This is a genomic window from Micromonospora sp. NPDC005237 (assembly GCF_040607775.1).
GTDB lineage: Bacteria > Actinomycetota > Actinomycetes > Mycobacteriales > Micromonosporaceae > Micromonospora.
The window spans coordinates 144,838-169,770 of sequence record NZ_JBEXHJ010000008.1 but is presented as its reverse complement, the minus strand read 5'-3'; the positions used below and the strand labels follow the sequence as shown (position 1 = coordinate 169,770).

15 protein-coding genes and 2 pseudogenes are annotated in these 24,933 nt (G+C 72.0%); 9 read left to right on the top strand and 8 right to left on the bottom strand.

Annotated elements, in window-relative coordinates; all coding sequences use genetic code 11:
- Window positions 1-87 precede the first annotated feature (87 nt).
- Both ABZT87_RS22685 and ABZT87_RS22680 read left to right on the top strand, forming a co-directional pair.
- A complete protein-coding gene (locus tag ABZT87_RS22685) occupies window positions 88-411 on the top strand; it encodes a hypothetical protein (protein WP_231640156.1) in 324 nt (107 codons plus the stop codon).
- 70 nt (window positions 412-481) lie between these two features.
- Window positions 482-1,279: an alpha/beta hydrolase gene (locus ABZT87_RS22680; RefSeq protein ID WP_354856948.1), complete on the top strand. Its 798-nt coding sequence runs from the start codon at window positions 482-484 to the stop codon at window positions 1,277-1,279.
- Between the two features lie 3 nt (window positions 1,280-1,282).
- Here ABZT87_RS22680 and ABZT87_RS22675 read toward each other — a convergent pair whose 3' ends face one another.
- The 5 genes from ABZT87_RS22675 to mce all read right to left on the bottom strand — a co-directional run bounded on the left by ABZT87_RS22675 (window position 1,283) and on the right by mce (window position 9,070).
- Window positions 1,283-2,377, bottom strand: coding sequence for an AI-2E family transporter (locus tag ABZT87_RS22675; RefSeq protein WP_354857011.1), 1,095 nt, complete (start codon window positions 2,375-2,377; stop codon window positions 1,283-1,285).
- Window positions 2,378-2,903: 526 nt separating this feature from the next.
- Window positions 2,904-5,096 carry a hypothetical protein gene (locus ABZT87_RS22670; RefSeq protein WP_355137928.1) on the bottom strand — a complete coding sequence of 731 codons (2,193 nt, stop codon included), beginning with the start codon at window positions 5,094-5,096 and terminating at the stop codon, window positions 2,904-2,906.
- Window positions 5,097-5,273: 177 nt separating this feature from the next.
- Window positions 5,274-6,536 carry a cell division protein DivIVA gene (locus ABZT87_RS22665; protein WP_354856954.1) on the bottom strand — a complete coding sequence of 421 codons (1,263 nt, stop codon included), beginning with the start codon at window positions 6,534-6,536 and terminating at the stop codon, window positions 5,274-5,276.
- Window positions 6,537-6,821: 285 nt separating this feature from the next.
- On the bottom strand, window positions 6,822-8,177 hold the full coding sequence (gene ccrA / locus ABZT87_RS22660) for a crotonyl-CoA carboxylase/reductase (protein WP_354856955.1): 1,356 nt from the start codon (window positions 8,175-8,177) through the stop codon (window positions 6,822-6,824).
- A gap of 419 nt (window positions 8,178-8,596) precedes the next feature.
- Window positions 8,597-9,070, bottom strand: a complete 474-nt coding sequence (gene mce / locus ABZT87_RS22655) for a methylmalonyl-CoA epimerase (RefSeq protein ID WP_354856957.1) — start codon at window positions 9,068-9,070, stop codon at window positions 8,597-8,599.
- A 61-nt stretch (window positions 9,071-9,131) separates the two neighbouring features.
- On the opposite strand from mce, the gene ABZT87_RS22650 reads away from it, so the two are divergent.
- From ABZT87_RS22650 to ABZT87_RS22625, 6 genes and pseudogenes are all read left to right on the top strand, one after another.
- Window positions 9,132-10,331 (top strand): acetyl-CoA C-acetyltransferase, encoded by a 1,200-nt coding sequence (locus tag ABZT87_RS22650; protein ID WP_355137926.1) that lies wholly within the window; start codon window positions 9,132-9,134, stop codon window positions 10,329-10,331.
- On the top strand, window positions 10,328-11,332 hold the full coding sequence (gene meaB / locus ABZT87_RS22645) for a methylmalonyl Co-A mutase-associated GTPase MeaB (protein ID WP_355137924.1): 1,005 nt from the start codon (window positions 10,328-10,330) through the stop codon (window positions 11,330-11,332). The genes ABZT87_RS22650 and meaB overlap by 4 nt, the downstream gene beginning before the upstream one ends.
- Window positions 11,333-11,426: 94 nt before the next feature.
- Window positions 11,427-11,837 (top strand): Asp23/Gls24 family envelope stress response protein, encoded by a 411-nt coding sequence (locus ABZT87_RS22640; protein ID WP_355066050.1) that lies wholly within the window; start codon window positions 11,427-11,429, stop codon window positions 11,835-11,837.
- Window positions 11,838-11,932: 95 nt separating this feature from the next.
- Entirely contained in the window at window positions 11,933-13,621 is a 1,689-nt protein-coding gene (locus ABZT87_RS22635; protein WP_354856964.1) for a methylmalonyl-CoA mutase family protein, read from the top strand.
- A 163-nt stretch (window positions 13,622-13,784) separates the two neighbouring features.
- Window positions 13,785-14,708: a tetratricopeptide repeat protein gene (locus ABZT87_RS22630; protein WP_355137922.1), complete on the top strand. Its 924-nt coding sequence runs from the start codon at window positions 13,785-13,787 to the stop codon at window positions 14,706-14,708.
- Between the two features lie 85 nt (window positions 14,709-14,793).
- Window positions 14,794-15,762: pseudogene (locus ABZT87_RS22625) on the top strand (arginase family protein); the annotation flags it as partial.
- Window positions 15,763-16,333: 571 nt separating this feature from the next.
- Here ABZT87_RS22625 and ABZT87_RS22620 read toward each other — a convergent pair.
- Complete coding sequence (locus ABZT87_RS22620; protein ID WP_355137920.1) at window positions 16,334-18,298, bottom strand: penicillin-binding transpeptidase domain-containing protein; 1,965 nt, start codon at window positions 18,296-18,298, stop codon at window positions 16,334-16,336.
- Window positions 18,299-18,584: 286 nt separating this feature from the next.
- Between ABZT87_RS22620 and ABZT87_RS22615 the strand changes: the two genes are divergently transcribed.
- Entirely contained in the window at window positions 18,585-23,666 is a 5,082-nt protein-coding gene (locus ABZT87_RS22615; protein ID WP_355137918.1) for an NAD-glutamate dehydrogenase, read from the top strand.
- A 73-nt stretch (window positions 23,667-23,739) separates the two neighbouring features.
- Here ABZT87_RS22615 and ABZT87_RS22610 read toward each other — a convergent pair whose 3' ends face one another.
- Complete coding sequence (locus ABZT87_RS22610) at window positions 23,740-24,447, bottom strand: class F sortase (protein ID WP_355137916.1); 708 nt, start codon at window positions 24,445-24,447, stop codon at window positions 23,740-23,742.
- A gap of 1 nt (window position 24,448) precedes the next feature.
- Window positions 24,449-24,933 (bottom strand): annotated as a pseudogene (locus tag ABZT87_RS22605) (hypothetical protein); the annotation flags it as partial.

Sequence of the window (24,933 nt, the reverse complement as noted above, 5' to 3'; positions counted from 1 at the left end):
CGCGGCCACAGAGTTGGAAGTGATCGCAGCCGTCGGACGGACCGGCCCGGGGGCTGGTCCGTCCGACGGACCGTACGCTTGGTGACTGTGAGCCCTCGTCGCAATCGCCCTCGCCGGGACGAGAACGCCAACCTGGACGCCGACCGCGTCCGGCAGGGTGTCGCCTCGGTGCAGCAGTGGACCGACGGCGCCTGGCAGGTACGCGGCATCGGGGCGGGCGCGTCGGTCAAGACGTACCGCTGCCCCGGTTGTGACCAGGAGATCCGACCCGGGGTGGCGCACCTCGTGGCCTGGCCCGCCGACGGCCTGGGTGACCTGACCGACCGCCGGCACTGGCACAGCGGGTGCTGGCGTGCCCGGGAGCGGCGCGGCCCGGCGGTGCAGCGCGGCCGGGGCACGCCGCGCTACTGAGCGAGCGACCTGGATCACCCTGATCGTGCCTGGGCGGGCGGCGGCGGTGAGTTCGCGACAGACTTGAGCGGTGAGCACAGCGATCCGCGCGTCGTCGATCCTGCCCGGCCGCCGGGAGGACATCGAGCTGCACACCGCCGACGGTCTGCGGCTGGTCGGCGAACTGGCCCTGCCGGCCGACCGGCCCCCGGTGGCCACCCTCGTCTGCCTGCACCCGCTGCCCACCCACGGCGGAATGATGGACAGCCACGTGTTCCGCAAGGCGGCGTGGCGGCTGCCCGCGCTGGCCGACGTGGCCGTGCTGCGGTTCAACACCCGGGGCACGAGCAGTGTGCGCGGCACCAGCGAGGGGGCCTTCGACGGCGCGGTGGGTGAGCGCTACGACGTGGCCGCCGCCATCGAGTACGCGGAGTTCGCCGAACTGCCCAACATCTGGCTGGTCGGCTGGTCGTTCGGCACCGACCTGGCCCTGAAGTACGGGTGCGACCCGGCGGTGGCCGGAGCGATCCTGCTCTCCCCGCCGCTGCGGTTCTCGGCCCCGGACGATCTGGCGACCTGGGCCGACTCGGGTCGGCCGCTGGTGGCGCTGGTGCCGGAGTTCGACGACTACCTGCGCCCGGCCGAGGCGCGGGAGCGGTTCGCGGCGGTGCCGCAGGCCGAGGTGGTCGGGGTGCCCGGCGCGAAGCACCTCTGGGTCGGCGACGCGGAGACCGTGCTCGACGAGATCGTCAAGCGGGTCAACCCGGCGGCCGAGGTGCCGCTGCCGACGACCTGGGACGGGCCGATGGAGACCGGCGACGTCAGCGCGTACGCCGACCGAACGGTGGCCGCCTTCGCGGACACGCCCGTCCCCGGGCCGGCCGACTGACAGTCAACTCCGCTCCTGGCGGGGGAGCACCACCTCGCGCAGGATCAGTTGCAGCGCGGCCACCGTGGGGATGGCGATCAGCGCGCCCACCACGCCAAGCAGCGCCACCCCGAGCAGCGCGGCCAGCAGGGCGGCGACCTCGTTGACCTCCACCGAACGGCGCATCACCTTCGGGTAGATGAGGTAGTTCTCGATCTGCTGGTAGATCAGGAAGAAGACCGCGCAGGCGATGCCGGTGGGCAGGTCGGCGGCGAAGCCGACCAGGCTCACGATCACCGCGCCCAGGGTCGCGCCGATCTGCGGGATCAGGTCGGTCACCGCGACGACCACGGCCAGCGCGAACGGGTACGGCAGCCCGACGATCAGCGCGAAGACGAAGGTGGTCGCGCCGGCCAGCACGGCGATGCTCAGCGCGCCGACCATGTAGGCGCCGACCTTCGCCAGGATCTCGTCGCCGATCAGCTGCACCCGCTCCCGCCGCGACCGGGGCACCACCGAGTAGCCCAGCGAGCGCAGCCGGTTGAAGTAGGCCAGGAAGTAGATGGTCAGCACCAGCACGGTCAACGTCCGGAACACCGTGCCGAAGATCAGTTGGGCGCCGCCGAGCACCCCGCCGAGCGCCCGGCCGATGGTGGCCGCGTTGGCCGCGCCCTGCACCCGCTCCACCACGTCGTACCGCTCCACCAGGTCATTGACCGTCGGATTGCGGCGCAGCTCGTCGAGCAGGCTCGGGATCTGGTCGATGAACTGCCCGGACTGCGTCACGATCGGCGGGACCAGCGCCACCACGCCCCCGCAGAGCAGCAGCACCACGGTCAACGCCACCACCGTCACCGCCAGGCCGTGGGGCACACCCCAGGTGCGTAGCCGCACCACCGCCGGGTTGAGGCCCACCGCGAGAAAGAGCGCGATCACCACCAGCACGAGGATGCCGCCGGCATTGCGAATCCCCAGATAGAGGGTGTACGCCAGCAGCACGCCCAGCGCGCCCGTGAAGCCGACCAGGAAGCTGCTGCGTCGCAGTGGACGCCCCGGCGTGCCGAACTTCCCGGACGGCACGGCAGGCGGCTCCTCCGGGTCGATCCCCGGTGCCGGCACCGGCACGGGAGGCGGCGTCTCGACCGGCGGCGTTCCGGGTGGTTGCGTCTCGGCCGCCAGGCGGTCCCGGGTCGCGTCCAGACCTTCGGCGGACGGGCTCGCGTCGGGGCTCTCGGCGGGCGGGCTCGCGTCGGGGCTCTCGGCCGGCGGGAGGTCCGGGGTCGCGGCCGGGCTCTCGGCGGACGGGCTCTCGGCCGGCGGGTGATCCGGGCTCAGGTCCGGACCCTCGGCCGACGGATCGTGCTGCGGCACCAGGGACCTCCCGGTCAGGCGGTGAGACGACGGGCGACGGCGACGAGAGCGGTGGTGTCATGGTCGCTGTCGTCCTCGACACCGTCAATGGTGCTCCACACGTGCCGCCGGCCGCTCAGCGACCCACCCTCCCGTCGGTACGCAGCGGTGATCCACTCGAGATCGCTGATATCGGGGTGTCCGAGGCAGCGGGACAGCCCGATATCAGCGACGTCGTGTCGATCATGATCCTGCGCGGCGACGGGAGGGCGTGCCGCCGCGCTGAGGCGTACCGTCAGTCCTTCTCGATCGTGACCTTGCTGGGCTTGGCGCTGCGCTCGTCGGTGGTCGGCTTGCTGGGGCGCTTGCCGTTCTCACCGGTGCTGGTGATCTTCGTCGGCTTGGCGCCCCGGCCACCCTCGCCCGGAACGGCCGCCACGGTCGGTTCGCCGTCCACCCCGGCGCTGGCCGCGCCGCCGTCGACAGTGGTCACCGGCTCGGCCACCGGGCGGGCCGTGGACTGCTCGGACTCGCCGGCCGCGGCGGCGTTCGCCGGCTGCCGGGCGTCGTCGGGCTCGGTCGTGAGGCCGCTCGCCGTGCCGGCCGCGACAGGCGCACCAGCGTCGTCGGGCTCGGTCGTGAGGCCGAGCGCCGTGCCGGCGCCGACAGGCGCACCAGCGTCGTCGGGCGTGGTAGCGCCGTCGTCACCGATACCGGACCCGGTCGCGGCCTCGCCGCCTGCCGGCGCGGTCACGGCCGTCGGGTCGGGGCGGTCGTCCGTGGCCGGTGCGGTCGGGCCGTCGATCGGGCCGGTGGTGCTGCGCAACCGCACCTCGGCCATCTGCCGCTCGAGCTCGTCGGACTCCTGCCGCGCCTTCCAGGTCTCCTGCCGCAGGTCGGCGAGCTGCTGCTGGGCCTGCGCGATCTCCAACATCACGTGGGCGAGCTGCTGCCGGCCGGCGGCCGCCTCCTGCTGCGTCGCCGCCAGGTGCTGCTGCGTGGTCGCCAGGTGCTGCTGGGTCGTGGCCGCGTACTCCTCGAACTGGCGGCGCGAGGCCGCGACGTGCTCGTCGGCCTTGCGGCGCTTGTCACCCGCCTCGGTCGCGGCGCGGCTCAACAGCTCGGCCGACTCCGTCTCGGCGCGCTGGCGCAGGGCCGACGCGTCCCGCTCGGCCGCCTGACGGATCGCATCGGCGCCCTGCTCGATCTCGTTCTTGCGGGCGGTGTACTCGGCCTCCAGCTCGTTCTTGCGGGCTGTGAACTCGGATTCCAGCTCGGCGCTTCGCGCAGCCCAACCCGACTCCAGCTCCTGCTGGCGGTTGGCGAACGTGGACTCCAGCTCCTGCTTGCGGGACTCGTGCTGCTTGTCCAGCTCGTCGCGTCGCTTGGCGAACTCCTGCTCGGCGGTGGACCGTCGCTGGGCCAGCTCGCGGTCGGCCGCCTCGCGCCGCGAGTTGACCTCCTGCTCCACGCCGGCTCGCCAGGCGCCCAGCTCCTGCTGGGTCTGCGCCCGGGACTGCTGCACGTACGCCTCGGTCTCGCTGCGCATCCGCTGCACGTACGCCTCGGTCTCGGACCGACTGCGCTTGGCCGACTCGGACGCCTGCGTGGTCAGCCGCTCGGCCTCCTGCTGTGCCTTGGCGCGGGTGGCCCGGCCGGCCATCGACGCGTCGTCGATGATCTGCTTGGCCTCCTGCTGGGCCTTGGCGTGGGTCGCCCGGCCCGCCTCGGTCGCCGTGTCGGTGAGCCGCTTGGCCTCCTGCTGGGCCTTGGCGTGCACCTCCTTGGCCGCCTCGCGCAGCTCGCCGGCCTCCTGCCGGGCGGTGGTCAGCGCCTCGCGGGCCGCCTCGCGCAGCTTGGTGGCCTCCTGCTGTGCCCGGGTGTGGATCTCCTTGGCGGTGTCCCGCAGGTGGGTGGCCTCCTGCTGGGCCTTGGCCAGCTCGTCCTGTGCGGTCTTGCGCAGCTTCGCCGACTCGTCCTTGGCCGACCGCAGGGTCGCGTCCGCCTCCGCGCGGCGGGAGGCGCTGTGCCGCTCCTCCTCCTGGCGCCGGGCGGCGAGAGCGATCTCGAAGTCCTTCAACGCCCGCGCGGCCTGCTCGCGGGCCTCCTCGATGATGTGCTCGGCGGTGGCGCGACGGGCGTCGATCTCCTCGTTGGCCGCCGACAGAATCTGCTCGGCCTGCTCCTCGGCGAGGGTGAGGATCGACTCGACGCGGGGACCCAGGTGCCGGAAGGAGGCCCGGTCCACCACGTTCATCTGCTTGCGGACCTGGGTCAGATCCCGTTGCAGCACCTCGACCTGGCCGGCGAGCTTGTGGATCTGTGTATAGGCCTGTTCCCGTTCGGCGGCGAGGGTCGCGATCTCGTGCTCGGCACGCGCGACGTACCGGTCAACCTGTTTCTTCTCGTACCCCCGCAGAGCGGACTCGAAGCTGGGCTCCGTGGTCACGTCCCCGCCGAGAGCGAACAGTTCCTCGCCGTGCGACATGCCCCCATCCTCACACGCATCGCCCCCTGCTGGGGCGATACGGACGCCCCTTGTGGGACCTACTTCACTCCGTGGCGAGGGCGCCACACCAAGGGTTGGGAAACGCACACGGCGCGAGGTCACACCGGTCACCCGGTGTCACCTCGCGCCGTCGATGCCCCGACCTGACGCCTCGCGTCAGCCGGCGGTCTCCGCGGTCACCCGCTCCTGCCCGCCGTCGGTCTTCTTCGCCTCCGGCTTGGCCGCCGGGGCAGCCGCCGCCGGCATGCCGGGCACGATGCCGGCGAGCCCGGAGAGCATCTGACCGAGCTGCGAGGTGACCGCGTCCTTCTGCCGGGTGAGGTCCTCGACCTCGCGGCGGGCGGCCTGCGTGGTCAGCTCGGCCTCGGTGCGCGCCTCGGTGAGCAGGCGCTGCGACTCGGCCTTGGCCTCGTTGAGCGTCTTCTCGGAGTGCGCCTTGGCCTTGTCGATCGTCTCGGCCGCGTTGCGCTCCGACTCGACCCGGCGGGCCTCGGCGCGCTGCTCGATCTCCTTGGCGCGCTCCTGCGCGGCCCGGGCGCGCTGCTCGGCCTCGCTGACCATCTTCTGGGTCTGCGCGACCTGGGCGGCGTGCCGCTCGGACTCCTCGCGCTCGGCCTTCTCGCGCCGCTCGGCCAGCTGCAGCTCCAGAGCCTGCAGGTCCTTGTCGCGCTTGTCCCGTGCGTCGGTGAGCAGCTTGGTCGCCTCGGCGCGCTTCTCCTCGGCCTCGCGGGCGGCCTTCGAGCGGTGCTGGGTGATCTCCCGTTCGGCGGTGGCCCGGAGGGTGGCCACCTCCCGCTCGACGGTCGACTTCAGCTCGGCCACCTCGTGCGCCGTCACCGTACGCAGCTGCTTGGTCTCGCGGTCGGCGTCGGCGCGCAGCGTGTCGGCCTCGCGGCGGGCCTGCACCCGGACCTCGGCGGCCTCGCGCTCGGCGGCGGTGCGCAGGTTGCCGGCCTCGCGCTCGGCGCTGGCCTTCATCGCGGCGGCCTCGGCGCGGGCCTTGTCCGTGATCTCCCGGGCCTCGAGGCGGGCGGCGGAGAGGATGCCCTCGGACTCGCGCTTGGCCTCGTTGCGGTGGTCGTTGGCCTGCTCCTCGGCGAGCCGGAGGATCTGCTCGACGCGGGTGCCGAGCCCGGAGAGGGTGGGCCGGCTGTTCTCTTCGAGCTGCTTGTTCGTGTCGGTGAGCTTCTGCTCCAGCGCACTCATGCGCTGCTCGGCCTGGCGGAGGCGACGCTGGGCGTCGTTCATCCGCTGCTCAGCCTCGGCACGGGCCTGCTCGGACTGGGTCAGCGCGGCGGTCATCCGGCCGATGAAGTCATCGACCTGGTGAGTGTTGTATCCGCGCAGGCCAACGGTGAAATCTGGCTGCGAGTTCGCGTTATCGAAGAACGCGAGAGGGGAGGACTGCTGCTGGGGCATTGGGACATACTGGCAGACGCCCCAGGGTGCTTCGCAAGAGCGGTGCGGAGCTTTCGTGTCCTCATTACATGGTCAACTGACCTGGCCGCCGAGGCCGGACCAATCGGCGATCTTGGCAGGTCCCGGGCGGGACGGGCGCCACGCAGCGTGACACGAAAAAGGGCCACGGGTGCGCCCCGTGGCCCTTTGTTCGATCCGGATGGGTTCCCGCTAATGGGGGTGGAAGAACAATGGCCGATCACCGCATTGGCCACCGGCTGCTCATCCGTCCGGCCGGTGGCCCGCTCAGTGCCCCCGGAACCGGTTGATCGCTTCCTCGTGCCGGGCCCGCAACTCCCCGTCACGGACGCCCAACCCGTCGGCGGGCGCGAGGCAGCGCACCCCGACCTTGCCCTGGTGCGCGTTGCGGTGCACCTCGTACGCGGCCTGACCGGTCTGCTCCAACGGGTAGGTACGCGACACCGTCGGGTGCACCTTGCCGAGCGCGACCAGGCGGTTGGCCTGCCACGCCTCGTGGTAGTTGGCGAAGTGGCTGCCCACGATCCGCTTCAGGTGCATCCACAGGTAGCGGTTGTCGTACTGGTGCTGGAACCCGCTGGTGGACGCGCAGGTGACGATGGTGCCGCCACGGCGGGCCACGTAGACGCTCGCGCCGAACGTCTCCCGTCCCGGGTGCTCGAAGACGATGTCCGGGTCCTCGCCCCCGGTCAGCTCGCGGATCCGCTCGCCGAAGCGCCGCCACTCGTCCTGGTCCTGGGTCTGCTCGTCCTTCCAGAACCGGAAGCCCTCGGCTGCCCGGTCGATGACCAGCTCCGCGCCCATCCGGCGGCACAGCTCGGCCTTCTCCGGCGAGGAGACCACGCAGACCGGGATCGCGCCCCCGTTGAGGGCCATCTGGGTGGCGTACCCGCCGAGGCCGCCGGAGGCGCCCCAGATCAGCACCACGTCACCCTGCTTCATGTTGGCGCCGTGGTGTGAGACGAGCTGCCGGTACGCGGTGGAGTTGACCAGCCCGGGGCTGGCCGCCTCCTCCCAGCTCAGGTGCCGCGGCTTGGGCATCAGCTGGTTGGCCTTGACCACGGCCAGCTCGGCCAGGCCGCCGAAGTTGGTCTCGAAGCCCCAGATCCGCTGCTGCGGGTCGAGCATTGTGTCGTCGTGGCCGGCGGCGTCCTCCAGCTCGACGGAGAGGCAGTGCGCGACGACCTCGTCGCCGGCCGCCCACCGGGTCACCCCCGGGCCGGTACGCAGCACCACGCCGGCCGCGTCCGAGCCGACCACGTGGTACGGCAGGTCGTGCCGGCGGGTCAGCTCGGAGACCCGGCCGTAGCGCTGGAGGAACTTGAAGGTGGACACCGGCTCGAAGATGCTGGTCCACACCGTGTTGTAGTTGATCGCGCTGGCCATCACCGCGATCAGCGCCTCGCCCGGCGCCAGCTCCGGCGTCGGCACCTCCTGCACGTGCAGCGCCTTGCGCGGGTCCTTGTCCCGGGTGGCCATGCCGTCGAACATCCGGGCCTCCTCGGCGCGGACGACCACGCCTCGGTAACTCTCCGGCACGGGCAGTCCGGCGACGCCCGCCAGCTCGCGGTCCGGATCGTTCGATTCCTCCGCCGCCATGATCGCTTCGAGGATGTCCTGCACGGTGACCTCCGGTTCGTCCCCGCACCCGCACGGGCCGGGTGCTGCCATCGTCGGGGCCGATGGACACGACCACCATGTCGGCATTCGACACATCCGGCCCCGGTCGCGCTCCTGTGGGCCGGGACGTTACTGAACGGTAGCTAGGGCGGGAAGTCCTCTGTGAAAAACTGCATCCACCAATGCGTGAAGGTGCCCGGCCGCCCCGCCAACCACGCACAGACGTGCGCGCCCACCCCCCAGCCCCACCCACGACCCACTCCCTGACCCACCCCCTGCCCCATCCCCGGTGATCAAGAGGTTTGCGTCATCTGCGGACCGCGGATTGACGCAAACCTCTTGATCACCGGGGATGGGCGGGGGTCAGTGGGCCGGGGGTGGGCGGGTCGGTGGGCCGGGGTGGGCGGGTCGGTGGGTGGGGGTCAGTGGGTGGGGGCGGGTTCCACCAGTTCGATCAGGACGCCGCCGGCGTCCTTGGGGTGCACGAAGTTGATCCGGCTGTCGGCGGTGCCGCGGCGCGGGGCGTCGTAGAGCAGTCGTACGCCCCGCTCGCGCAGCGCCGCGCAGGCCACGTCGATGTCCGCCACGGTGTACGCGACCTGCTGCACGCCCGGCCCGTTGCGGTCGAGGAACTTCGCGATCGTCGACTCCGGGGTGAGCGGGGCCAGCAGTTGCACGCAGCCGCCCTCGGCGGTCGGCCCGACGGTCAGCATCGCTTCCCGTACGCCCTGCTCGGCGTTGGTCTCGGTGTGTACGCAGCGCATCCCGAAGGTCCGCTGGTAGAAGTCGATCGCGGCATCCAGGTCGGCGACGGCGATGCCGACGTGGTCAATCTTGCGAAGCCCGATGTCTGTGACGTAGTCCGCACCGGGCTCGACGGGGGAGTTCTCAGCCATGGCGCTAGTCTGGCCGAACAATCGTTAAGGCGTACAGCTCGGCACCCCCTCGGAGGCAGGCATGGCTTCGGTGATCGTCAGCGGCGCGCGGACCCCGATGGGGCGGCTGCTGGGCAACCTCAAGGACCTCCCGGCCACCAAGCTCGGCGGGATCGCCATCAAGGCGGCCCTGGAGCGGGCCGGCGTCAGCCCGGACCAGGTCCAGTACGTGATCATGGGCCAGGTGCTCCAGGCGGGCGCCGGGCAGATCCCGGCCCGGCAGGCGGCGGTCGAGGCCGGCGTGCCGATGTCGGTGCCGGCGCTGACCATCAACAAGGTCTGCCTCTCCGGCCTGGACGCGATCGCCCTGGCCGACCAGCTCATCCGGGCCGGCGAGTTCGACATCGTGGTGGCCGGCGGCATGGAGTCGATGACCAACGCCCCGCACCTGCTGATGGGCCAGCGCACCGGCTACAAGTACGGCGACGTGGTGGTCAAGGACCACATGGCGCACGACGGGCTCAGCGACGCCTGGGACTGCTGCTCCATGGGCGAGTCGACCGAGCGGCTCGGCACGAAGCACGGCATCTCCCGCGAGGAGCAGGACGCCTTCGCCGCGGCCAGCCACCAGCGGGCCGCCGCCGCGCAGAAGAACGGCCACTTCGCCGAGGAGATCACCCCGGTGCTGATCCCGCAGCGCAAGGGTGACCCGGTGGTGATCAGCGACGACGAGGGCATCCGCCCGGACACCACCGTCGAGTCGCTGGCCAAGCTGCGTCCCGCCTTCGCCAAGGACGGAACGATCACCGCCGGCAGTTCCTCGCCGATCTCCGACGGCGCCGCCGCCGTGGTCGTCATGAGCAAGGCCAAGGCCAACGAGCTGGGCCTGACCTGGCTGGCCGAGATCGGCGCGCACGGCAACGTCGCCGGCCCGGACAACTCCCTGCACTCACAGCCGTCCAACGCGATCAACCACGCCCTGAAGAAGGGCGGCCTGAGCGTCGAGGACCTGGACCTCATCGAGATCAACGAGGCGTTCGCGCAGGTCGGCATCCAGTCCACCCGCGACCTCGGCATCAGCCCCGACAAGGTCAACGTGAACGGCGGCGCGATCGCGCTGGGCCACCCGATCGGCATGTCCGGTGCGCGTCTCGTCCTCACCCTCGCCCTGGAGCTGAAGCGGCGCGGCGGCGGCACCGGCGCGGCCGCTCTCTGCGGCGGCGGCGGCCAGGGCGACGCGCTGATCATCCACGTGCCGGGAAGCGCAGCGGCTGCACAGTGAGCGATGCGATCGAGGGCGTCCCGGCGGCGGCCACCACGTCCGTGCGCCGCAGCCGGGACGTGCCGCTGCTGGTCGAGCGGGCCCGCACCGGTGACCCCCGTGCGGTGGCCCGCCTGATCACCCTGGTGGAGAACGGCGACACCCTGCTGCCGGCGATCGCCGCCGCGTTGGCGCCGTACGCCGGGCAGGCCCAGGTCGTCGGGCTCACCGGCTCGCCGGGGGTGGGCAAGTCCACCACCACCAACGAGCTGGTCCGCGCGCTGCGGGCACGTGGGCACCGGGTCGGCGTGCTGGCGGTCGACCCGTCCAGCCCGTTCACCGGCGGGGCGATCCTCGGCGACCGGGTGCGTATGCAGGACCACGCCACCGATCCGGGCGTCTACATCCGGTCGATGTCCAGCCGCGGGCACCTCGGCGGGCTGGCCGCGGCGACACCGCAGGCGGTCCGCGTGCTGGAGGGCGCCGGCTGTGACGTGGTGCTGGTGGAGACCGTCGGCGTCGGGCAGGCCGAGGTGGAGGTCGCCTCGCTGGCCGACACCACGCTCGTGCTGCTCGCCCCCGGCATGGGTGACGCGATCCAGGCGGTCAAGGCCGGCATCCTGGAGATCGCCGACGTGTTCGTGGTCAACAAGGCCGACCGGGACGGCGTCGACGCCACCGTCCGCGACATCCAGGGCATGATCGCCCTCGGTGAGCGCGGCCCGGGGCAGTGGCGGCCCCAGGTGGTCCGGGCGGTCGCGGCCCGGGGCGAGGGCATCGACGACATCGCCGCCGCCATCGACAAGCACCGGGGCTGGCTGGTCGAGCACGGCGAGCTGCGCCGCCGCCAGGAGGCGCGGGCCGCCGCCGAGATCGAGGCCATCGCGCTCGGCGCCCTCCGCGCCAGGATCGGCTCACTGCGCGACGGTACGGAGCTGAGCACGCTCGCCGCCACGGTGGCCGAGGGTGGCCTCGACCCGTACGCGGCGGCGGACGCCCTACTCGCCCAGCTCGCCCGGTGACCGTCCACGCCGGACAGCCCCGCGCTGCCCGACCCTTGTAGGCTCGCACCGCCCCACGGCGGTGGGGTCGGCGTGAGGAGCAGGGGGAGTGGGGATGGATCACGAGGCGACCCAGGAGCTGAGCGCGACGACGGCGCCGGCCGGCGGCACGACGCAGGTCGCCGACGAGGTGATCGAGAAGATCGCCGTCGCGGCGGCTCGCGCGGTGCCCGGGGTTGCCGAGCTGGGCGGCGACGTCGCCCGGTTCTTCAACTCCGTCCTTGACCGGGTCGGGCTGGACCAGGTGGGCGACGCCCGGCGGGGCTGCTCGGCACACGTGACCGGCGACGCCGCCGTGGTCAACCTGGTGCTGGTGATCGAGGCCGGTCAGCCGGTGCCGGAGATCACCGGGCAGGTGCGGGCCCGGGTCACCGAGGCCGTCGAGGCGTACGGGCTGCGGGTCGACGAGGTCAACATCCGGGTGGACGACGTGGCGATGGGCGCTTCCGCCGCTCCCACGCTCTGACCTGGTTACTCGTCGGTACGAGCTTACTTAGCGATCGTTCAGGCCAGGGCTCTACACTCGACGTGCAGTCGAGGAACCGAGGAGGAGCCCTGCGCATGGACGCCGACGAGATCGACGCCGGACGGGCACGCTGGCAGGCCCGGTACGACTCCGCGCGCAAGCGGGACGCCGACTTCACCACGCTCTCCGGGATGCCGGTGGAGCCGGTCTACGGGCCGCCGGAGGGCAGCGCGTACCCGGGCTTCGAGCGGATCGGCTGGCCGGGCGAGTACCCGTACACCCGGGGTCTTCATCCGACCGGCTACCGCGGGCGGACCTGGACGATCCGGCAGTTCGCCGGCTTCGGCAACGCCCAGCAGACCAACGAGCGGTACAAGATGATCCTCGGCGCCGGCGGTGGCGGCCTGTCGGTCGCGTTCGACATGCCGACGCTGATGGGCCGAGACTCGGACGACCCGCAGGCGCTCGGCGAGGTCGGCCACTGCGGCGTCGCCATCGACACCGCCACCGACATGCAGGCGCTCTTCGACGGCATCGACCTGGCCGACGTCACCACCTCGATGACCATCTCCGGCCCGGCCGTGCCGGTGTTCTGCATGTACCTGGTGGCCGCCGAGCGGCAGGGCGCCGACCTGTCCAAGCTGGACGGCACGCTGCAGACCGACATCTTCAAGGAGTACATCGCGCAGAAGGAGTGGCTCTTCGACCCCGAGCCGCACCTGCGCCTGATCGGCGACCTGATGGAGTACTGCGCGGCGGAGATCCCGCGCTACAAGCCGCTGTCGGTCTCCGGCTACCACATCCGCGAGGCCGGCTCGACCGCCGCGCAGGAGCTGGCGTACACCCTGGCCGACGGTTTCGGCTACGTGGAGCTGGGCCTCTCGCGTGGCCTGGACGTGAACGTCTTCGCGCCGGGGCTGAGCTTCTTCTTCGACTCGCACCTCGACTTCTTCGAGGAGATCGCCAAGTTCCGCGCCGCCCGCCGGATCTGGGCCCGCTGGCTGCGTGACGTCTACGGCGCGACCAGCGAGAAGGCCCTCTGGCTGCGGTTCCACACACAGACCGCCGGGGTGTCGCTGACCGCTCAGCAGCCGGTCAACAACGTCGTACGCACCGCCGTCGAGGCGCTCGCGGCGGTGCTCGGCGGAACGAACTCGCTGCACACCAACGCGCTGGACGAGACCCTGGCGCTGCCCACCGACGAGTCCGCCGAGATCGCCCTGCGTACCCAGCAGGTGCTGATGGAGGAGACCGGGGTGGTCAACGTGGCCGACCCGCTCGGCGGCTCCTGGTACGTCGAGGCGCTGACCGACAAGATCGAGGCCGAGGCGGAGGAGATCTTCGCCCGGATCCGGCAGCTCGGCGGCGACGGGCCGCACCAGATCGGCCCGATGACCTCCGGCATCCTGCGCGGTATCGAGGACGGCTGGTTCACCGGGCACATCGCCGAGTCGGCCTTCGTCTACCAGCAGGCCCTGGAGAAGGGCGACAAGAAGATCGTCGGCGTCAACTGCCACACCGGCACGGTCGCCAAGGAGCTGGAGATCCTGCGCATCTCGCACGAGGTGGAGCTGGAGCAGCGCCGGGTGCTCGCCGAGCGCAAGGCCGGACGGGACGACGCCGCGGTCAAGGCCGCGGTCGCCCGGATGGTCGAGGCCAGCCGCACCGACGAGAACATGGTCCCCGCCATGCTCGACGCGGTCCGCGCCGAGGCGACCCTGGGCGAGATCTGCGACGCCCTCCGGGCCGAGTGGGGCACCTACCGCGAACCCGCCCGTTTCTGACCCATACCACCACCCCCGTCGATCGCGCGGTCGCTGCCGGACGGACGCCCCGTCTCGGCGGCGGAACTGCCCGATCGCCGGGGGTGGAATGGGGCGTGAGAGTCGCAACGTCGCAGTTGTGGGTGAGCCGGGATTCCGGGCTCGCGTGCGAGACTAGGTAACCATGAGCGACCCACGGATCACCTCGTCGATCTTCACCCGCGGCGCGGTCGACCTCAGCACGCTGCGCGGCCCCGCACCAGCCAGTACCCGCCCCGGCACACCCCCGCAGGGCGGCCCGTCCGCCGGCGTGCCCGGCGCGCAGACCGCCGGCGGCAACGCCGCCATCGTCGACGTCACCGAGGCGACCATCCAGGCCGATGTGCTCGAACGGTCGATGGCCATGCCCGTCATCGTCTTCTTCGGTGCGGCCGGCTTCCCGGAGAGCGACGAGTTCGCCCCGGTGCTGGAGCGGCTGGCCGCCGAGAGCGGTGGCACCTGGGTGCTCGCCCGGGTCGACGTGCAGGAAAACCCGCGGATCGCCCAGATGTTCCGGGTCCAGGGCATCCCCATGGTCTACGCGGTCGTCGGCGGCCAGCCGATCGACGCCTTCTCCGGTGTGGTGCCCGAGGCCCAGCTCCGCCAGTGGATCCAGGCGGTGCTCAAGGCCGGTGGCGTGGCCGTCGCCGAACCGGAGGACCCGCGCCTCGACGAGGCGGACGACGCGCTCATGAGCGGCGACCTGGACGCCGCCGAGCAGGCGTACCGCAAGATCCTCGCCGACGCCCCGGCGGACGCCGCGGCCACGGCGGGCCTGGCCCAGGTCGGCGTGGCCCGCCGGGTGGCCGGCGCCGACCCGGCCACCGCGCTCGCCGCCGCCGAGAGCGCCCCCGACGACGTCTCGGCCCAACTGCTGGCCGCCGACATCGAGGTGCTCAGCGGCCTGGCCGAGCAGGCGTACGCCCGGCTCGTCGGCCTGGTCCGACGGACCGCCGGTGAGGACCGTGAGACGGTCCGCCAGCACCTGGTGTCGCTGTTCTCCATCGCCGGCCCGGACGACCCGGCGGTCGCCTCGGCCCGACGGGCCCTGGCCAGCGCCCTGTTCTGAGTTCGCCGCACGGATCGTGAGTTCGTAGTACGCCAGCGCGGGCCGGCGTTTCGCCGGCCCGCCCGACCACCGAGGACGGGAGCTCATGATGCGCCGGATCGCCGTCCTCGACGCGCCGACAAATCTCGGCCTGCGACCGCCGACGTCCACCTCCGTGCCGGGCTGCGCCAAGGCGCCCGGCGCGTTGCGCGACCACGACCTGCTGGCCCGGCTGCGGGCCCGCGACGCCGGCTGCGTCACCCCACCCCGGTACGACCCCGGCGACTGGCGGCCCGGTGACGGCGTGTGCCACGCCCGGGAGATCGCCGACTACTCCCTCGCCCTCGCCGAGCGGGTCGGCTCGATCATCGACCGGGGCGAGTTCCCGGTGGTGCTGGGCGGTGACTGTTCCGTGCTGCTCGGCTCCGCGCTGGCCATGCACCGCCTCGGTGAGGCGGTCGGCGGGCGGATCGGGTTGGTCTTCGTCGACGGGCACTCCGACTTCCGGCACCCCGGCAACGCCTCCTACGTCGGCGCGGCCGCCGGGGAGGACCTGGCCCTCGTCACCGGGCGCGGGCAGGCCGACCTGGCCGCGCTGGAGGGCCGTCGACCCTACTTCCGCGACATCGACGTGGTGGTGCTCGGCATCCGGGCGCAGGACGAGTACCGCCTCGACCTCCAGGCCGCGGGCATCACCACCCGACCGGTGCCGGCGCTGCGCGCCGAGGGCGCCGCCCGGACGGCCCAGTGGGCGCACGAGCAGCTCGCCGACTGCGCGGGCTACTGGGTGCACATCGACGTCGACGTGCTCGACCCGGCGGTGATGCCGGCCGTGGACGCCCCCGACCCGGGTGGCATCGCCTTCGCCGAGCTGGAGATCCTGCTCGCCGGCCTGGTCGACACCCCACACTGCCTCGGCGTCGAGCTGACCGTCTTCGACCCCGACTACGACCCGGACGGCTCGTACGCCGCCGAGATCGTCAACACCGTGGTCGCCGGCCTGGCCCCGGTCACCGCCCCGGAGGCGGTGCCACCCCGACTGCTGTCGCCCCGGCCCACGCCCTCCCCGCGGCGTGGCAACGGCCGGGCCGCGACCGCCAGCGAGCGGCTCGCCGGGCGTGATGGGCTCGATCGTGCCGCGCGCCTCGCCGGGCGCGACGGCCCCGATCGGGTCGACGAGCGCGGCGGCGACGACCTTTCCGATGGCGACGCCTCCGGCAGCCAGCCCCCGGGCGTCGGGTCTGCCGGCGTCGGTCCCTCCGGCGTCCGTTCGTCGATCGGCGCGGTGGCTGACGGTGCGGTGGCTGACGGCGTCGCGCCGGCGGTGGCGCCACCCGGCGCGGGCGGGCGGGCCCCAGCCGAGCCATCCGGCCTCGCGGCCCAGATCGCGGCCACGGTCGAGCGCGAACCGGTCGGTCCGCCCGCGTCGGCCGGCCCGGGTCTGCTCCGACGACCCTCCCCGCCGACGGAGACCCCGCCGGAGAGGCACGAAGCCGACTCCGCCTGATCCGGTCCCGGCCCACCTCGCCGCGATCCACCCCGGAATCAGCGAAACCGGGGTGTCCGGATGGCCTGGACACCCCGGTTTCCGCGGAACCGGGTGGATCACCGCTGGGCGTGGGTGGCGACCAGCGGCGTGCGGCGGGTCAGGTGGCGGGCAGGGCCCGGAGGAAGCGCTCGGCGATCGGGACGGCTGAGGCGGTGCTGGCCCCGCCCTTCTCCACGAACACGGCGAACGCGACGTCACCCCGCCAGCCGACGAACCAGGCGTGCGTGTGGGCCGGGTTGTCGTCGTACTCGGCGGTGCCGGTCTTGCCGTACACCTCGCCGCCCGGAACGTCCTTGAGCGCGCTCCCGGTGCCGGCGGTGACCACCTCGCGCATCATCGTGCGCAGCGCCGCGACGGACTCGGGCTTCAGCTGCTCGCCGGGCGGGGCCGGCTTGGCCGGCGCCGGGTCGACCAGCAGCTTCGGCTGCTCGAAGCGGCCCCGGGCGACGGCCGCGGTGGCGCCGGCCATGGCCAGGGGGCTGACCAGCGTGGTGCCCTGGCCGAACGACGCGGCGGCCTGCTCGGCCAGGCTGCCGCCGGTCGACACCTTGCCGGTGAAGGCGTCCGTGCCGAGATCCCACTGCCCCTCCAGGCCCAGCGAGCGGCCGGCGGCGGCCAGCCCGTCACCGCCGAGCTTCGGGGCCAACGAGGCGAAAGCCGTGTTGCAGGACTTGGCGAAGTCGGTGCGGAACGGCACCGAGCCCAACTCGAAGTTGTCCGAGTTCTTGAAGGAGCGGCCATCGACGGTGAAGGTCTTCTTGCACTCCACCGGCCCGTCCAGGGTGACCGCGCCCCGGTCCAGCAGACCCAGCGCACTGACCATCTTGAACGTGGAGCCCGGCGGCACCTGGGCGGTGAAGGCCAGGTTCTCGCCGGCCGGCCCGGGACCGTTGGCGGCGGCGAGCACCGCGCCGTCCTTGATGCGTACCGCCACCAGGGCGGCTCGGCGCAGCTCCGCGCGCAGGGCTGCGTCGGCCGCGTTCTGGGTGGCCACGTCCAGGGTGGTCTTCAGCGCCTGACCGGGCTGCGGCTCCCGGTGGAACAGCTCGGTGCCGGTGGCTGCCAGCTTGCCGTCCTCGGCGGGCCGCTCGACCACGACCGTCAGACCGGGGGCGCCGCGCAGCCGCTCGTCGTAGCGGCCCTGCAACCCGCCGTGCCCGACCAGGTCGCCGGCGACGTACCGGTCCGGGTGGGCGGCGAGGTCGTCGGCCTGCGCCGGGTCGACCGAGCCGAGCAGCGCGCGGGCGAACTCCCGGGTCGGCGCCAGGTCGAGCTTGTCGGAGACGAACTTGGTGCCGGGCAGGTCGTAGATCCGCGGCTTGATCTGCCGGTACGCGTCCTCGCGTAGGGTCACCACCTCGACGAGCGCGCCCGGGTCGGCCTCGGCCACCCGCTTCGGCAGGTCGGCCAGGTCGACGGCGGGGACCAGGGCCGGGCGGATCGCCTTGAAGGCCGCGTCGAGATCCTTGACCAGCTTCTTGATGTCGGTGACCTGGTTCGGCTGCACACCCACCCGCACCACCTGGCGGGGCGCCACGATCGGCTTGCCGGCCGCGTCCAGCAGGCCCGCCCGGGGGCCGGTGTCGCGGCGCAGCCCCAGCCGGTCGCCCTTGGTGAGCTGCTCGTGGATCACCCGCGGCTCCCACATCACCTGCCACTGGTCGTCGTCGCCCTGGACGAGCCGCAGCTCCCGGTCGTACGTCCAGTGGGTCTGGCCCGGCAGGGGCCAGTCGACCCGGATCGTCGTGGTCGCGATGTTCTTGGTGATCTTCGGCTCGCCCTGCCGGGTCAGGGTGGGCGGGGTGGCCGCCAACTCGCCGGACAGCTCCTTGATCTCCTTGGTCACCTCGGCCGCCGGCATTTTGGCACCGGTCGTGTCGACCATCGCGACCGCCTGCAGGTCGCCACTGCGCCAGCCGGCGAGGAAGGCGTCGGCGCTGTGCTCCGGCCCGTCGTCGCCGGAGCACGCCGCCAGGACGCCAGCGGTGAGCAGGGTCGCAGTGAGCGCGGCGACCCGTCGGGCGCGGTTCGGCCGGTGGGGCCGGGGGTAGGACAAGGTCATGAAGCGGTCCTTCCGGTCTCGGGCTGCCCTGCACGGTAGTACGCGAAGGGTGTCCCCAACGTCCCGTGTAGCGCTCGACGTGCGGAAAGACGGGCCGGGCCGGTGTGATGAACATCGCGGGGCGGGGTATCCCGCAACCGGCCAACCTCGGACCCGCAACGGGTGAAAGGACAAAGTCCGGATCCGGACGTCCGGCCAGTGGTCCGCCGACCAAGGCGCGAAACGGCAGGCCTACGCTGGGCGGCAGAGTGACCCACAACGCGGTGGGTCGAGGGGAGTGGCACCGATGGACCGGCGTCCGGCGATCAAACCGGAACCCGACCTCCGGCAGGATGACTCCGGCCGGGACGACGACAGCTTCGATTCGGCGACCGACGGGGACGGCTACGGCCGGCTCGACACGGGCGTCACGGGGCTGACCGGGTCGAGCATCGACACCATCTACGATCTGGGCCTGCCGACCGAGGCGTTGGCCGACGACGTGGAGGATGCCGAGCTCGACGAACCGGTCCCCAACGCGGAGCGCCTGGTGGCCCAGGCTGTCGCGCTCGCCGGGGACGACCACGACGCGGCGACCCTGGTCGGTCGCTTCTGGCGGTTCGCCCCGGACGAGGAGTTGGTCGGCTTCACGGCGGAGGAGATGCTCGACGCGGCCCGGGCGCACCGGGACCTGGCCCAGCAGCGGGTGCCCGGCGAGTTGAAGCTGCGGATCCACGAGCCGCACGCCGACCAGCACCACACCGTTGTCGAGATCGTCACCGACGACATGCCGTTCCTGGTCGACTCGGTGACCGCGCTGCTCAACTCGTACCACCTGGACGTGCATCTGCTGGTGCACCCGCTGGTGGTGGTCCGGCGCGAGCCGCTGGGCCGGCTCACCGAGGTCTCGGCGGACGTGGAGCCGGACGACGCGATCGCCGGCGACATCATCGAGAGCTGGATGCGGATCGAGATCGACCCGGTCCGGGACGCCGCCGAACGCGACCGGCTGCGCCGTGAGCTGCAACGGGTGCTCACCGACGTGCGGGAGGCCGTGGAGGACTGGCCGAAGATGCGTCAGCGTGCGCTCGCGCTCGCCGACGAGCTGGCCTCGGCCCGCACCTCGGACAACCGTCCGCCGGTGCCGGAGAAGGACATCACCGACTCGGTGGAGCTGCTGCGCTGGCTGGCGCACGACCACTTCACGTTCCTCGGCTACCGCGAGTACCGCCTGGTGGACGCCCCGGACGGGAACCCCGCCGACCAGGTGGACGGCAAGGCGCTGGAGGCGGTGCTCGGCACCGGCCTGGGCATCCTGCGCTCGGACTCCCCGGAGGCCCGGTCGCTGTCGTCGATGACGCACGAGGCACACGAGAAGGTGCTGGAGAAGCGCCTGCTCATCATCACCAAGGCCAACTCGCGGGCCACCGTGCACCGCTCGGCGTACCTGGACTACATCGGGTTCAAGATCTTCAACTCCGAGGGCGAGGTCATCGGGGAGCGGCGCTTTTTGGGCCTGTTCTCCACCGCGGCGTACCGGACCAGCGTCCGGGAGCTGCCGGTGGTGCGTCGTAAGGTCGCGGAGGTGCTCGACCGCTCCGGCCTGAGCCGGCGCAGCCACTCCGGCAAGGATCTGCTGCAGATCCTGGAGACCTACCCGCGCGACGAGCTGTTCCAGATCAAGACCGACGACCTGTACCACGCGGTGATCGGCGTGCTGCGGATGGCGGGCCGCCGGCAGCTGCGGGTGTTCCTGCGCCGCGACGCGTACGGGCGGTTCATCTCCTGCCTGATCTACCTTCCCCGGGACCGGTTCACCACCCAGAACCGGCTGCGCATGCAGGACATCCTGCTGCGTGAGCTGAACGGCGTCGGGGTGGATTACACGACCCGGGTCACCGAGTCGATGCTGGCTCGGGTGCACTTCATCGTCCGTACCGACCCGACCCGGCCGCCCGGCGACATCGACGCCGACCTGCTGGCCGAGGAGCTGGCCGACGCCACCCGGCTCTGGGACGACGACTACCGGCTGGTGCTCGAGCGCAAGCTCGGCGACGAGCAGGCCAAGCACCTGTTCACCCGGTACGCCGACGCGTTCCCGGAGGGCTACAAGGACGGGCACACGCCGTACGAGGCGATGAAGGACCTGGCGAAGCTGGAGCTGCTGGAGGAGCCCGGTCAGCTGGAGATGCACCTGTTCCGCAAGCAGCTGGCCCCTCGGCCCGGCACCCGGATGCCGGGGGCCGACCTGGCCGAGACGATGGACGTCCGGTTCAAGGTCTACCGGTACGGCGAGCCGATGATGCTCTCCGCCGTGCTCCCGGTGCTGCACTCGCTCGGCGTCCGCGTGGTCGACGAGCACCCGTACGAGGTGGACCGGATCGACGGTCGGGTCTACCTGTACGACTTCGGCCTCAGGCTGCCCGAGGGGCACCACGAGCTGTCCGAGGTACGCCCACACGTGGAGAACGCGTTCGCGGCGGCGTGGCGCGGCGAGGCCGAGGTGGACCGGTTCAACGAGCTGGTGCTGCGCGCCGGGCTGACCTGGCGCCAGGTGGTGGTGCTGCGGGCGTACGCGAAGTACCTGCGGCAGGCCGGCACGGTCTTCTCGCAGGACTACATGGAGCAGACCTTCATCGCGTACCCGAAGCTCGCCACCCTGTTGGTGGAGCTGTTCGAGACGCGCTTCGCGCCGGGCGAGCTGACCGCCGAGCAGCGGCAGCAGCGCAGCGGCGAGTTGGTGGAGACGATCCGAGGCGCGCTGGACGACGTGGCGAGCCTCGACCAGGACCGGATCCTGCGCTCGTACCTCACGCTGATCGAGGCGACGCTGCGGACCAGCTTCTACCAGAAGCCGGTCGGCGGACGGCCGAAGGCGTACGTGGCGTTCAAGCTCGACCCGCAGGCCATCCCGGACCTGCCGGCGCCCCGGCCGAAGTTCGAGATCTTCGTCTACTCGCCCCGGTTCGAGGGCGTGCACCTGCGGTTCGGGCCGGTGGCCCGGGGCGGGTTGCGCTGGTCCGACCGTCGCGAGGACTTCCGCACCGAGGTGCTGGGCCTGGTCAAGGCGCAGATGGTGAAGAACACCGTGATCGTGCCGGTGGGTGCCAAGGGCGGCTTCGTGCTGAAGCAGAAGCCGGGCGACCGGGACGAGGCGGTCGCCTGCTACCAGGAGTTCGTCGGCGCGATGCTGGACGTCACCGACAACATCGTCAGCGGGCAGATCGTGCCGCCCGAGGACGTGGTCCGGCACGACGGCGACGACCCGTACCTCGTGGTGGCGGCGGACAAGGGGACGGCGACGTTCTCCGACATCGCCAACGAGATCTCCCTGGCGCACAACTTCTGGCTGGGCGACGCGTTCGCCTCCGGCGGTTCCGCCGGCTACGACCACAAGAAGATGGGCATCACCGCCCGGGGGGCGTGGGAGTCGGTCAAGCGGCACTTCCGCGAGCTGGGCCTGGACACCCAGACCCAGGACTTCACAGTCGTCGGCGTCGGCGACATGTCCGGGGACGTCTTCGGCAACGGGATGCTGCTCTCCGAGCACATCCGGCTGGTGGCCGCGTTCGACCACCGGCACATCTTCCTCGACCCCGATCCGGACGCGGCCACCTCGTACGCGGAGCGTCGTCGACTGTTCGACCTGCCCCGCTCGTCGTGGGAGGACTACAACCCCGAGCTGATCTCGGCCGGGGGCGGCATCGTCCCGCGTACCGCGAAGTCGATTCCGATCACGCCGCAGGTCCGGGCGGCGATCGGCCTCGACGACGACGTCACCCAGCTCTCGCCGCAGGAGCTGATGAAGGCGATCGTCACCGCTCCGGTGGACCTGTTCTGGAACGGCGGCATCGGCACGTACGTCAAGGCGTCCACCCAGACCAACGCGGAGGTGGGCGACAAGTCCAACGACGCGATCCGGGTGGACGGGCGCAGCCTGCGCTGCCGGGTGGCGGGCGAGGGCGGCAACCTGGGCTGGACCCAGCTCGGCCGGATCGAGTACGCGTTGACCGGTGGCCGCATCTACACCGACTTCATCGACAACGCGGCCGGCGTGGACACCTCCGACCACGAGGTGAACATCAAGATCCTGCTGAACACGGCGGTGGCCGACGGGGAGTTGACCACGGCCGAGCGGGACGAGCTGCTGGCCGGGATGACCGACGAGGTCGCGGAACTGGTGCTGCGGGACAACTACGACCAGGCTCGGGCGATCAACAACGCCCAGGCCCAGGCCGCCTCGCTGCTCCCGGTGCACCGCCGGATGATCAACGAGCTGGAGCGCTCCGGCGCGTTGGACCGCTCGTTGGAGGCGCTGCCGCCGGACGAGGAGCTGGCGGTGCGCAGCGAGTCCGGGCTGACCGCGCCGGAGTTCGCGGTGCTGCTCGCGTACGTGAAGATCGTCCTGGAACGGGAGATCCTCACCGAAGGGTTGGCGGACGAGGAGTGGACGACCGAGGTCCTGGTCAACTACTTCCCGACGCCGATGCGCGAACGGTTCGCCGACCGGATGGGCCGGCACCGGCTGCGTCGGGACATCGTCACCACAGTGCTGGTCAACGAGGCGATCAACCGGGGCGGCATCTCGTTCGTCTTCCGGGTCGTCGAGGAGACGGCGGCCAGCGCCGCCGACGTGATCCGGGCGTACGTGGTGGTCCGCGAGGTGTTCGGGTTGCGTGAGCTGTGGGACGCGGTGGAGGCGCTGGACAACAAGGTCTCCCCGGAGCTGCAGACGAGCGTCTACCTCGACACCCGTCGGCTGCTCGACCGCGCGGTGCGCTGGCTGGTCACCAACCGGCGCTCGCCGATCGACGTGCCGACCGAGATCGCCCGGCTGCGCGACGGGGTGGCCCGGCTGCTGCCCGGGCTCGAGGAACTGTTCTACGGCGGCGAGCGGCAGGCCATCGAGGCGCACATCGACTCGATGACCGAGCGTGGGCTGCCCCGCGAGCTGGCCGAGCGGGCGACCCGGCTGATGTACAGCTTCGGCCTGCTCGACGTCGTGGAGACCGCGACCCGCAGCGGACGGGACGTCAGCGAGGTGGCGTCGGTCTACTTCGTGCTCTCCGACCTGTTCCGGGTGGACTCGCTGCTGTCGAAGATCTCCCTGCTGCCACGCGAGGACCGCTGGCAGACCCTCGCGCGGATGGCGCTGCGCTACGACCTGTACGCCGCGCTGGCCGCGCTCACGGCGGAGGTGCTCGACTCCACCCCGGAGGATCAGCCGCCGCACGAGCGGGTGCAGCAGTGGGAGCAGTCGAACGCCACGTCGATCCACCGGGCCCGCCGGGCGATGGGGGAGTTCGACGAGTCGCGGGCGGATCTCGCAGCCCTGTCCGTGCTGCTGCGCCAGATCCGCACCCTGGTGCGGACCTCCGCCGCGGCCTGATTCGGTACGCCGGACGCGGTCCGGCCGATCGGGTGACCCCGACCGGCCGGGCCGCGTCCGTGTACGTCCTGCCTCACGCCGCCAGGGTGGCGAAGACGACCACGTTGTCCTGGTAGCTCTTGGCCGCCTCGTCGAACTGGCCGCCGCAGGTGACCACCCGCAGGCCGGGCCGGTCGTTCGGCCCGTACACCAGCTCGGTGGGGAAGGACGTCTTCGGGTACGCCTTCACCGAGTCGACCCGGAACGTCGCCGGCTGGCCGTCCGCCCGCTGCACCGTGATCGTGTCGCCGGGCACGAGAGAGCCGAGGTCGAAGAACACGGCCGGGCCGAGCTTCGCCGAGTCCACGTGCCCGACGATGACCGCGTTGCCGGTCTCACCGGGGCTCGGGCCCGGTTCGTACCAGCCAGCCTGGTCGGCCTGCTCCAACGGGGGGACCTGCACGGTGCCGTCCGGGTTGGTGCCGAGCGACATGATCGTCGCGTTGACGCCGATGCGGGGGATCTCGATGGTGCTCGGGGCAGCCCGGTTCAGCCCGACGGGAACGTCGCCCTGCGCGGCGTGCTCCCCATCGTCCGGCGCCGTGGCGTCGTTCCCGGTGACCGTCGGCCCGGGGACCTCGGGGCCGGCCTGGGCGAGCGGCTGCGGAGGGCGGGGAGCGGGCCCGGTCCGCAACGAGGCGCCGATCATGCCGGCGCCAATCATGGCCAGGGTGACGACGACGGCCGCGCCGGCGGCGCGCCACGGTCTCCCGTGACGGCCGCCGGCCCGTGTCGCCGTCACGTCAGACGAGGGAACCATCGGTCCGCCGACGACGCATCAGCACGATCCCGCCCAGCGCGGCAGCGCCGAGCAGGCTCGCGCCACCGGTGGCCAGACCACGGTCGGTGCCGGTGCTGACGCCGCCGTCACCGCCGTCGACCCCACCGTGGGGCAGCACGACCAGTTCGCCCTCGCCGCACGAGCCCTTGAGCTCGTAGCGACCCGGCCGGGCGTCCTTGTCGACCTTGGCCTCGCCGTAGTACACGAACTCGCGCTCGTGCTCCCAGCCGTCCTCGCCCTTGCCGTGGTCGCGGCCCTTGTCGGAGCCGTACTCGTCGTCGGAGCCGTACTCGTGGCCCTTGGACTCCCAGCCCTTGTCCGAGCCGTACTCCTCGTCGGAGCCGTACTCGCGGCCCTTGTCGGAGCCGTACTCGTCGTCGGAGCCGTACTCGTGGCCCTTGGACTCCCAGCCCTTGTCCGAGCCGTACTCCTCGTCGGAGCCGTACT

Bases quoted from the DNA above. Each gene is read 5' to 3' on its own strand.
- ABZT87_RS22670 (WP_355137928.1), bottom strand. From the start codon at position 5,096: ATGTCGCACGGCGAGGAACTGTTCGCTCTCGGCGGGGACGTGACCACG.
- ABZT87_RS22665 (WP_354856954.1), bottom strand. From the start codon at position 6,536: ATGCCCCAGCAGCAGTCCTCCCCTCTCGCGTTCTTCGATAACGCGAAC.
- mce (WP_354856957.1), bottom strand. From the start codon at position 9,070: ATGGCTGAGAACTCCCCCGTCGAGCCCGGTGCGGACTACGTCACAGAC.
- ABZT87_RS22650 (WP_355137926.1), top strand. From the start codon at position 9,132: ATGGCTTCGGTGATCGTCAGCGGCGCGCGGACCCCGATGGGGCGGCTG.
- ABZT87_RS22640 (WP_355066050.1), top strand. From the start codon at position 11,427: ATGGATCACGAGGCGACCCAGGAGCTGAGCGCGACGACGGCGCCGGCC.
- ABZT87_RS22635 (WP_354856964.1), top strand. From the start codon at position 11,933: ATGGACGCCGACGAGATCGACGCCGGACGGGCACGCTGGCAGGCCCGG.
- ABZT87_RS22630 (WP_355137922.1), top strand. From the start codon at position 13,785: ATGAGCGACCCACGGATCACCTCGTCGATCTTCACCCGCGGCGCGGTC.
- ABZT87_RS22620 (WP_355137920.1), bottom strand. From the start codon at position 18,298: ATGACCTTGTCCTACCCCCGGCCCCACCGGCCGAACCGCGCCCGACGG.
- ABZT87_RS22615 (WP_355137918.1), top strand. From the start codon at position 18,585: ATGGACCGGCGTCCGGCGATCAAACCGGAACCCGACCTCCGGCAGGAT.